The organism is Streptomyces sp. adm13(2018) (genome assembly GCF_008042145.1).
GTDB lineage: Bacteria > Actinomycetota > Actinomycetes > Streptomycetales > Streptomycetaceae > Streptomyces.
Genome location: NZ_RDBH01000007.1, coordinates 7,685 through 18,081, shown reverse-complemented (window position 1 = coordinate 18,081; position 10,397 = coordinate 7,685). Strand labels below are relative to the sequence as shown.

The following is a 10,397-nucleotide window of genomic DNA, read 5'->3' as shown; positions in this document are numbered from 1 at the left end:
CACCCCGTCCGGGCGGCGCCCAGTCCCCGCCGCGCCGCCCGGAAGGGGTGTGGGAGCCGGGGCGCACCGAGCGGGGCGCCCCGGCGGGCCGTCAGGGGAAGTTGACGACGGTGGACGGCACGGTGGAGGTGCCGGCGGGGATGGTCGACGCTCCGGTGTCGTTGATGACGTGGTTGTAGTGGCCCATGCCGCCGAGGGACACGACGAGCAGGCTGTGGAACTTCACCCCGGGCTTGACGGGTGCCTTGAAGCCGTGGTCCTGGACGATCGTCGGATCCACGTTGTAGTTGCAGTAGCTGCCGAGGCCCCAGGCCTCGTGGGTGTTCACCGAGTCGTCGACCCGGTAGGCGGCGTAGCCCTTCGTCGTTCCGTTCTGGATGGCGGCCTGGTTCGGGGCGTCGTACGCCTTCTCGTTCTGGTAGAAGATCGTGCGGCCGCGCTCGCCGTACCACTCGACGTCGTACTTGTTGAAGTGCTCGACGAACAGGCCGGTGGCCAGCACGTCGTCGCCGTTCACGCGGACGCCGTAGTCGGCGCGGTTGGTCTCCCAGCCCCAGCCCTCGCCGTGGTCGGCGCGCCACACCCAGGTGTGGTCGATGATGGCGTCGTCGCTGTTCACGACCATGCTGGTGGTGGCCTTGCCCGCGCCGGCGCCGCCGATGCGGATGTACACGTCCTGCACGGTGGTGGGGTTGGCGGCGTGGTCGGCCGCGGAGTTCTGCGGTCCGAGCTCCAGCAGCGTCGACGAGTTGACCGGCCCGGCGTCGATCAGGAAGCCGGCGAGGCGGACGCCGTCGACATCGGCGACCTTCATCGCGGTGACGCCGTTGTCCGGGATGATCGTGGCGAGGCCGAGGCCGAGCACGATGGTGTTGGCGCGGTTCACGTTGATGGTCTGGTCGACGTGGTAGACGCCGGGCGTGAACAGCAGGTGCAGGCCCTGGGCGAGTGCCTGGTTGATGGTGGCGGCGGTGGCGCCCGGCTTGACCACGTAGAACTGGTTCAGCGGGATCGACTCGCCCTGCGGGGTGCCGTTGGCCCAGCTGGTGCCGCGGGCGTTCACGCGCTTGGCCGGGGCGAAGACCTTGTACTCGTTGCCGTCGAGGTAGAGGTAGGGCTTCTCGCGGGAGATCGGCGTGGTGTCGAGCGTGGTGTAGCGGGGCTCGGGGAAGGAGGTGGCGGGAGCGCCCTCGACGCCCGAGAAGGTCTGGTTCCAGACGCTGTTGGACCAGCCGCCGATGCTGCTCTCCCGGGTGTACCACTGCTGCTGGGAGTAGTTGCCGACCTGGCCGTCGATCTTGGAGTCGGCGATGTAGCCGCCGCTGGCCCAGCCGTAGCCGTTGGGCGCGAGGTTGAGGCCGCCCTTGACGTGCATGCGGCGGAAGGAGGAGGCCTGCGAGACGGCCCACCGGTTGGTGCCGTTGACCGGGTTGAGGGTGAGGCCCTCGGCGCCGCGCCAGAAGTTCTGGGTGGCGTTGCCGTTGAACCAGCCGGCGTCGACGGTCACGTCGCCGTTGATGGTGGTGTCGCCGGGGCGGAGCCCGAGGCCGGCTATCTGGGTGTAGAAGCCGATCTGGGCGTTGAGGCCGTTGTACGTGCCGGGCTTGAAGAGGAAGGCGTGCCGGCCGTTGCCGAACTGGGCGGACTCCTGCTGCTGGAAGACCTGGTCCAGCTTGGCCTGGATGCCGGGCGTGGCCGGGTCGACGACATGCACGTTGGGGCCGAGGTCGCCGCCGCCGGGCAGCGTCGGGCCGGTGGTGTCGGTGGAGCCGTACACCTGGAACTCCCACAGGGAGAAGCCGTAGCCGGTGGCCCGGGTGCGGCCGTTCATCCGGATGTAGCGCCCGGTCCCGGAGAGGGTGACCTCGTCGGTGCCGCCGTCGCCCGCGGTGACCGAGGTGACGGTGCGCCAGTCGGTGCCGTTCTCGGAGGCCTGGATGTCGTACGCCCTGCCGTAGGCGGCCTCCCAGGTCAGGACCGCGCGGCTGAGCGTGGCGCTGCTGCCGAGGTCGACCTGGATCCACTGGGAGTCCTGCCAGGCGCTGGCCCAGCGCGTTCCGGTCAGGTTGCCGTCCACGGCGGCGGAGGCGATGAACGCCCCGCCCTCGGTGGAGGAGGCGGTCGCGGTCTTCCCCTGGGAGAGCAGGGTGGGGGCCGCGTGAGCCGTCGTGGCGGGGGCGACGGCGAGCAGGCCGCCGGCCAGGGCGGTGACGAGTGCGCCGACGGTGGCCCGGCGGACGCGTGAGGCGGGTCGCCGGAAGACCGGCGGGGACCCGAGGGAAGACATGGGGTCTCCTCTGGATACATGGGGGAAACGTGGGAGAGCGCTCTCCCGAAACCTTGCCGTCGGGCGGGTGGACGGTCAAGGCGTATGACATGACTTTTCTTTTGGCTTTCATTAAGTGTCGACAGCAACAGCTTCCGGCCGCCCGCGGACCGTCCTCCCACCGGACACACGGCACCGTTAAGGTGCGTGGGTGGGGAATCGAGCACCGACTCTGGAAGACGTCGCACGTGAGGCGGGGGTCTCGCGCGCCACGGTGTCCCGCGTGGTCAACGGCGTGCGCAACGTGGCCCCCGAGATCCAGCGGAGCGTCCGCGACGCCATCGACCGCATCGGCTACCGGCCCAACCAGGCCGCGCGCTCCCTGGTCACCCGCCGCACCGGGACCGTCGCCCTGGTGCTCTCCGCCACCGGCCGGTCCTTCACCGCCCGGGTGTTCTCCGACCCGTTCTTCGGCCGCGTGGTCGACGGAGTGCTGCCCGTCCTGCGCCGCCGGGAGATCCAGCCGGTGCTGCTCGTCGCCGAGTCCGAGCAGGCCAGGGGCCAACTCGTCGAGTACCTGAGGCAGGGCGGCGCCGACGGGGCCCTGGTCGTCCCGCTGGACGAGGACGACCCGCTCCCGTCGATGCTCATGGCGGCGGGCCTGCCCACCGTGCTGTTCGGCCGCCCCCGCGAGGGGGAGCGCTGCGCTTACGTGGACCTCGACAACCGCGCGGGTGCCCGCCTCGCGGCCGAACACCTCTGGGCCACCGGGCGGCGGCGCCCGGCCGCCATCGCCGCCCCGGTCACCGCGCCCACGGCCGGGGAGCGCCTCGACGGCTTCCGGGACGCGCTCGCGGCCCACGGCGTGACCTCGGTGCCCGTCGTACGCGGCCGGTACACGGTGGACAGCGGGCGGCGCGCCATGGCCAGGCTCCTCAAGGACCATCCGGACCTCGACGCCGTGTTCGCCGCCAACGACCTGATGGCCCAGGGCGCCTGCCAGTACCTCCGCGAGCAGGGCGTCTCCGTCCCCGGCACGGTGGCCGTCGTGGGCTTCGACGACTCGGTGGCGGCCCGCAAGGCACGACCGCAGCTGACCACCGTGCGCCAGCCGGTGGAGCGCATGGCCGCCGCGATGGCCACCCAGCTGGTCGAGCGGCTCGACGGCACCCGCTCCGAGCCGGCCGCCGAGGTCTTCGCACCGGTCCTGGTCGTCCGCGAGTCCGCCTGACGGCCTCGGCGAGGGGCTTCCGGTACGGGCATCGGGCCGCCGGCCCGCCGTGTCACCCCTCCAGGGCGTCCAGCACGGCGAGCTGCTCCCCGACGCGGGCGGTCGACCAGGTGTCGAGCCAGGCCGCGAAACCCTCGCCGTAGGCCCGGGGGGCGGACTCGACGCGCATCACGAGAGCGAGGTACACGCGGTAGAGGGCGAGTCGGACGCGGGCCCCGGTGTCGAGCGACAGGGCGGGGGCGACGGAGCGGTAGCCCGCCAGGAGGTGGGCGTCGTCCTCGGCGGAGCCGAGCGGGTCGAGCCCGACGAGTTCGGCCAGCGGGTCCCCGAAGAAGGCGCGTTCGCCGTCGATCAGCCCGCCCAGGTGCCACCGCCCGCTCCCGGTCCGCTTGACGACGACGTTGCCCTCCCAGGCGTCGAAGTGCACGAGCGCCGGGCGGCGCACCGCGGCGAGCCGCCGGTGGAACCGCTGGGGGAGTCCCGCGAGGAACCCGGTGGGCGCGGGCAGCGCGACGTCGAACCGGCGCGCGTCGGCGAGGACGGCGTGCAGCATCGCGGTGAACGCGGCCGGCCAGTCGGGCGCCGAGAGCCCGGCGGCGGGCTGCGGGTAGCCGAACGCCGGGCCGGTGACGCCGGCGATCCGGGCCAGGCTCGCGCCCAGCTCGCGGCGGAGCGACGCGCGGTCGGTCGGGGCGATCCGGTCGCGCGCGGCGTCCCAGGTGGTGCCGTCGAGGTAGGAGAGGAGCAGCCACTCGGCGGGGGTGTCGGCGCCGGCCGGCTCGTGGTGCAGGACGGCGGGCACCCGGGCCCCCGCCCCGGCGGCCAGCCGGTGGAAGAGCGCCTCGGTGCCGAGCAGGTCCCGCTCGTGGGTGAGGGCGGGGGTGCCCGCCCGGGGCGCGGTCTTGAGGACCAGCCGCCGGCCGTCGGAGAGCTCCAGCAGCCGGGCGGAGTTGTAGAGGCCGCCGCTGAGGTCGGTTCCCCGGACCACGGTCGCCGCCCCGAGGACGCGGCCGAGCCGTTCGTCGTCGGGCTCGAAGGAGGCCCCGGCGTCGGTCTCGAAGGAGTGCTCGGCGGAGCGCTCGCCGCCGGGCTCGTCGGAAGGCCCGGAGGAGGGCTCGGGTCCCATCGGCGGGGGTGGGGCGGTGCCGGCGGCCATGGGCGCTCCTTCGATGGACCGGGAGGGGCTCGGTGGTGCGGCGGCGCCGGACTCCGGAAGGCCGCCCCGGGGGTGCCGGGGCGGCCTTCCGGAGGTGCGCGGCGGGCGCGGGTCAGCCCGCGTGGGCCTGCCGGTGGGCGCGGACGAGCTCCGCGTACCGCCGTCCGCTCGTCTTCACGGTCCGCCGCTGCGTCGCGTAGTCGACGTGGACGAGGCCGAAGCGCTTGTCGTAGCCGTAGGCCCACTCGAAGTTGTCGAGGAGCGACCAGGCGTAGTACCCGGCGAGCGGCGCGCCCTTGCGCAGCGCCCGGGCGCAGGCCGCGAGGTGCTGCTCCAGGTAGCGGGTGCGCTCGGGGTCGTGGACCGCGCCGTCGGGGCCGACGGTGTCGGGGAAGGCCGAGCCGTTCTCGGTGACGTACAGCTTCCGTACGCCGTAGTCCTCGGTGAGGCGCAGCAGGAAGGCCTCCAGGCCGCCCGCGTCGATCTGCCAGTCCATGCCGGTGCGGGGTACCTCGGGGAGCCGTACCTCGCGCGCGTACGGGACGGGGCCGGCCGGGTCGTCGGCGACCGTGACGGGGAAGTAGTAGTTGAGGCCGTGCCAGTCCAGGGGAGCCGCGATGGTCTCCAGGTCCCCTGCCCGCTCCGGCAGTTCGACCCCGTACAGCTCCCGCATGTCGGCGGGGAATCCGCGGCCGTGGACCGGGTCCAGCCACCAGCGGTTGGTGTGGCCGTCCGCGCGGGCGGCGGCGGCGATGTCCTCGGGGCGGGTGGAGGCGGGCGCGACGGTGGAGTGGTTGGTGACCAGGCCGACCTGGGCGCCGGGGGCGGCGGCGCGGACGGCCTGGGTGGCGAGGCCGTGCGCGAGGAGGAGGTGGTAGGAGGCGCGGACGGCGGCGGTGAGGTCGGTGAGGCCGGGGGCCATCCGGCCCTCCAGGTGGCCGATCCAGCCGGAGCAGAGCGGTTCGTTGAGGGTGGCCCACTGGGTGACCCGGTCGCCGAGGCGTTCGGCGACGACGGAGGCGTAGGCGGCGAGGTGTTCGGCGGTGGCCCGCTCGGTCCAGCCGCCGTGGCTGTCCCGCACCCGGTCCTGGAGGGCCTGCGGCAGGTCCCAGTGGTAGAGGGTGACGGAGGGGGTGATGCCGGCGTCGAGGAGTCCGTCGACGAGCCGGTCGTAGAAGTCGAGGCCGGCGGCGTTGACGGGGCCGTCGCCGCCGGGGACCACGCGGGGCCAGGCGACGGAGAGCCGGTAGGCGTCGGTGCCGAAGCCCTTCATCAGGGCGATGTCCTCGGGCCAGCGGTGGTAGTGGTCGCAGGCGGTGTCGCCGTGGTCGCCGTTGTCGATGGCGCCCGGGACGCGGGAGAAGGTGTCCCAGATGGAGGGGGCCCTGCCGTCCTCGGCGACGGCGCCCTCGATCTGGTAGGCGGAGGTCGCCGTGCCCCAGGAGAAGTCCGGCGGGAAGGCCTCCAGGTCGAGCGCGGTGCGGGAATCGGGGGAGCCGGGGGAGACGGACACGGGGAACCTCTTCGGGATGGGTGTGGAGAGGGACGTCACTTGACCGCACCTGCGGTGAGGCCGGCGACGAGATAGCGCTGGAGGAGCAGGAACCCGACGACGACGGGGACGCTGACCACGAGGGAGGCGGCCATCACCTGGTTCCAGTAGACGTCGTTCTGGGTGGCGTACCCCTGGAGGCCGACGGCGAGGGTGCGGGTGGTGTCGTTGGTCATGACGGAGGCGAAGAGGACCTCTCCCCAGGCGGTCATGAACGCGTAGACGGCCACGGCGATGATGCCGGGGGACGCGGCGGGCACGATGACCCGGAACAGCGCGCTGATCGGCCCGCAGCCGTCGACCTTGGCGGCCTCGTCGAGCTCGCGCGGGATCGAGTCGAAGTAGCCGGTGAGCATCCAGATGGAGAACGGCAGCGAGAAGGTCAGATAGGTGAGGATCAGGCCTTCGCGGGAGCCGAAGAGGGCGATGCCGGTGGCGTTGCCGATGTTGACGTAGATGAGGAAGAGCGGCAGCAGGAAGAGGATGCCGGGGAACATCTGGGTGGAGAGGACCGTCACCGTGAAGACCCGCTTGCCCCGGAAGGTGTAGCGGCTGACGGCGTACGCGGCGAAGATCGCGACCACCACCGAGAACACCGTGGCCGCGCCGGCGACAACGATCGAGTTCACGAAGTAGTCGGCGAGCGGGACGGTCTCCCAGATGTCGACGTACGGGCGGAGCGTGAGCCCGGACGGGATCCACTCGAACTTCCCCGAGACGTCCGCGAGGGGCTTCAGGGAGCTGGAGATCATCACGTACACCGGCAGCACCACGAAGGTGGTGAGCAGGGTGAGGAAGATCCGCCGGGTCCAGAGGAACGAGCGGGGCGCCGCCATGGGGGAGCGGCCCGGACGCGGGCGCGCGGCCGCGTGCCGGGAGGTGTGCTCAGACATCGGCTGCCTTCCTTCCGCGGCTGGTGAGCAGCAGGTAGACGCCCGTGACGACGAGGAGGAAGAGCAGCAGCAGCACGGACATGGCCGAGCCGGTGCCGAAGTTCCAGGTCTGGAAGGACGACTGGTAGATGTGGAGCGAGATCAGGTCGGCGGCCTCGGGCGCGGCCTTCCCGAAGAGGACGAACGGCGTGTTGAAGTCGTTGAACGTCCACAGGAAGAGCACGAGGACGAGGACCTGGTTGACGGAGCGCAGCGACGGCAGGGTGATGTGCCGGATCTGCTTCCACACGCCGGCCCCGTCCAGGGCGGCCGCCTCGTACATGTCGCGGGGGATGTTCTGGAGTCCCGCCATGACGGTGAGGAAGGCGAACGGCCAGCCCTTCCACACCGAGACGATCAGCAGGGCCCAGAAGCTGTTGTCCCCGATGAGCCAGAAGGCGGGGCTGTCGCCGATGCCGAGCTGGTCGTGGAGGACGTGGTTGATCAGGCCGTTGTCCCGCTGGAACATGAACGCCCAGGTGATGACGGCGGCGTAGACGGGCAGGGCGTACGGGACGAGGAACAGGGTCCGCAGGAAGCCGCGGCCGCGGAAGTTCTCCTGGAGGAAGATCGCGGCGGCGGTCCCGAGGAGCCAGCACAGCCCCACGGACAGGGCGGTGAACAGACACGTCGTCAGGAAGGACTTCAGGAGCGCCTGCCCGACGGGGGCGTCGAAGTCGATCGCGACGGAGTAGTTGTCCAGGCCCGACCAGGGAGCCTCGTTCCAGTTCCGGATGTAGAACTGCGTGAGCTCCTTGAAGCTCATGGCGATGCCCATGAGCATCGGCAGCAGGTGGACGAGCAGTTCGAGGAGCAGGGCGGGCAGGAGCAGCAGGTAGGGCAGTGCGATGCGGCGACGCCCGGAGCGGCGTGGTGCGCGCGCCTCTCCGGGTGTGGCCTTGCGCACCGCCGGCTCGGTCGGGTGAGCGACGGCGGTTTCGGTCATGGTGGGGCGGCCTACTTCTTGGGCATCTGCTGCTGGGCCTTTTCGAGCTTGGCCTTCACGGACTCCGTGGTGACCGGCCGGCCGGCGGCGGCGTCGGCGAACAGCTCCTTGACCGCGGTGCCCACGACCGTCTCGAACTGGGACTCCTCCGGGACCTGCGGCAGGGCCGCGGCGCTGGTGGCGAGGGTGTCGCGGATGACGGTCAGCGACGGGGCGGCGAAGGCGGCGTCCTTCTGCGCGCCCTTGACCGGCGGGACGGAGCCGTACGACTTGTTGAGGACGACCTGCTCCTCGTCGCTCGTCATGTACTTCACGAACTTCAGGGCGCCGTCGAGGTTCTTGGTGTTCTTGAAGACGGCCATGTTGATGCCGGCGACCATGGAGTTGGTCTGGGCGCCCTGGCCGGGCTTGCCGGACGCGACCGGGGCGGGGGCCACGCCCCACTCCTCCGGGCCCATGCCCTGCGCGGAGAAGGTCTGCTGCGGGGTCTGCCACAGGACCATGCCGGTCTTGTTCTTGGCGAAGTCGCTGAGGGACTGGTTCTGCGCGTACTCGGCGTTGCCGGGGGCGACGACCTTCTGGACGGCCATCAGGTCGATGTACTGCTTGACGGCGGCCACGGCCCCGTCGGAGGTGAAGTCGGGCTTGCCGTCGGCGGTGAAGAAGTCGGCGCCGTGCTGCTTTCCGAGGACGAACACCTGGTGGATGTTGTTGGAGAGGTTGGAGCCCTCGACCCCGATGCCCGCGTTGCCGTTCTTGGTGAGCTTCTTGCCGGCCGCGATCACCTCGTCCCAGGTGGCCGGCGGCTTGGCTATGCCGGCCTCCTTGAACATCTTCTTGTTGTAGTAGAGCGCGTACGCCATGGAGTAGAGCGGGACGGCGGCCGGGTCCTGGCCCGGGACGCCGGTGGAGCCGAGCGCGGACTCGACGAAGCGGTCCCTGCCGCCGATGGCGTCCAGGTTCTTCGCGTCCCAGGGCAGCAGGGCGCCGGTGGACTGGAGCGAGGCGCTCCAGGTGTTGCCGATGTTGAGGATGTCGGGGCCCTGGCCGGAGGTGGTCGCGGTGAGGATCCGGTTGAGCAGGTCGGACCACGGGATCACCTCCAGCTTGACCTTGATCCCGGTCTCCTTCTCGAACTGGTCGAGCTCGGGCTGCAGGACCTTCTTGTCGACCTCCAGGCTGGCGCCCTGGTTGGAGGCCCAGTAGGTGAGGGTCTTCGGCGACGACTCGGTCGCCTCGCCGCCGCCGCAGGCGGTGGCGGTGAAGGCGAGGGAGAGGGTGACGACACCGGTGACAGCGGCTCTGACTCTGCGCATGGCTCCTGGGCCCTTTCAGGGACGAGGGGGCGTGCCGATGCGGTGGGCTTCTGGAGGCCTCGCCGTAACATCGGCTTAATTTAGGATGTGAGTTAAACCCCATGAGAAGGTCGCGTCAAGGCCTGCGCTGCGGGTATGTTGCAACGAACGACTTCAGAGACGGGGATCCACGTGCACGCGAGAACTGGCCGTACGGTGCGTGACCTGCGGCGCGAGAACCGCACCGCGGTTCTGCGCAGGCTGTACTTCGAAGGACCGATGAGCCGCCTCATGCTCGGCCCGGCGACCGGCCTCAGCTCGGGCTCCGTGAGCAACGTGGTGGCCGAACTCGTCGCCGACGGCCTCGTGGAGGAGGCCGGCAGCGTCGACTCGGCCGGCGGACGCCCCCGCACCCTCGTCAGGATCGCCCCCTCCAGCGGCTTCATGATCGGCGTCGACATCGGCGAGACCCGGGTCAGGATCGAGCTGTTCGACCTGACCCTCACCGAACTGGCGCGCACCGAGCGCCCGTTGGCCCCCTCCGGGCCCCGCACCGCCCGCTACGACGTCGACCTCGTCGTCGGCCACCTCCGCGACGGCATCGCGGAGGTGCTGCGCCTCGCCGAGGTCCCCGCGGAGCGCCTCATCGGCGTCGGCGTCGGCGTCCCCGGCATCGTGGCCCGGGACGCCGGGGAGGGCGCGGTCGTCCACGGCCAGACCGTCGGCTGGGACGCCGTCCCCTTCGAGCGACTGCTCCGCGCGGCCGTCGACCTCCCCGAGTCCGTCCCCTACTGGATCGACAACGGGGCCAAGACCCTCGGGCAGGCCGAGATGTGGTTCGGCGCCGGACGCGGGGCGCGCAGCGCCGTGGTGGTGCTGTTCGGATCGGGTGTCGGCGCGTGCGTGGTCACCGATCCGATGGGGCCGGGCCGGGCCATCGAGTGGGGCCATCTGACCGTCCGCGTGCGGGGGCGGCGCTGCCGCTGCGGCGCGCAGGGCTGCCTGGAGGCGTACGCGGG

8 protein-coding genes are annotated in these 10,397 nt (G+C 71.6%); 2 read left to right on the top strand and 6 right to left on the bottom strand.

What is annotated here, in order from left to right:
- Nucleotides 1-91: 91 nt before the first annotated feature.
- Complete coding sequence (locus tag EAO70_RS00490) at nt 92-2,287, bottom strand: discoidin domain-containing protein (protein ID WP_148001042.1); 2,196 nt, start codon at nt 2,285-2,287, stop codon at nt 92-94.
- 190 nt (nt 2,288-2,477) lie between these two features.
- Between EAO70_RS00490 and EAO70_RS00485 the strand changes: the two genes are divergently transcribed.
- Complete coding sequence (locus EAO70_RS00485) at nt 2,478-3,497, top strand: LacI family DNA-binding transcriptional regulator (RefSeq protein WP_148001041.1); 1,020 nt, start codon at nt 2,478-2,480, stop codon at nt 3,495-3,497.
- Nucleotides 3,498-3,549: 52 nt separating this feature from the next.
- On the opposite strand, the gene EAO70_RS00480 is transcribed toward EAO70_RS00485, so the two are convergent.
- The 5 genes from EAO70_RS00480 to EAO70_RS00460 all read right to left on the bottom strand — a co-directional run bounded on the left by EAO70_RS00480 (nt 3,550) and on the right by EAO70_RS00460 (nt 9,399).
- The gene (locus EAO70_RS00480; RefSeq protein WP_261992564.1) at nt 3,550-4,653 is read right to left on the bottom strand and encodes a phosphotransferase family protein; all 1,104 of its coding nucleotides are present in this window, start codon (nt 4,651-4,653) and stop codon (nt 3,550-3,552) included.
- A gap of 112 nt (nt 4,654-4,765) precedes the next feature.
- Nucleotides 4,766-6,166 (bottom strand): GH1 family beta-glucosidase, encoded by a 1,401-nt coding sequence (locus EAO70_RS00475; RefSeq protein ID WP_148001040.1) that lies wholly within the window; start codon nt 6,164-6,166, stop codon nt 4,766-4,768.
- Between the two features lie 35 nt (nt 6,167-6,201).
- Complete coding sequence (locus tag EAO70_RS00470) at nt 6,202-7,041, bottom strand: carbohydrate ABC transporter permease (protein ID WP_148001057.1); 840 nt, start codon at nt 7,039-7,041, stop codon at nt 6,202-6,204.
- Nucleotides 7,042-7,090: 49 nt separating this feature from the next.
- Nucleotides 7,091-8,083, bottom strand: coding sequence for a carbohydrate ABC transporter permease (locus EAO70_RS00465; protein WP_148001039.1), 993 nt, complete (start codon nt 8,081-8,083; stop codon nt 7,091-7,093).
- Between the two features lie 11 nt (nt 8,084-8,094).
- Nucleotides 8,095-9,399 carry an ABC transporter substrate-binding protein gene (locus EAO70_RS00460; RefSeq protein WP_148001038.1) on the bottom strand — a complete coding sequence of 435 codons (1,305 nt, stop codon included), beginning with the start codon at nt 9,397-9,399 and terminating at the stop codon, nt 8,095-8,097.
- Nucleotides 9,400-9,570: 171 nt separating this feature from the next.
- Between EAO70_RS00460 and EAO70_RS00455 the strand changes: the two genes are divergently transcribed.
- Nucleotides 9,571-10,397 (top strand): ROK family transcriptional regulator (locus tag EAO70_RS00455; protein WP_148001056.1); only part of this gene is annotated, 827 nt, incomplete at its 3' end.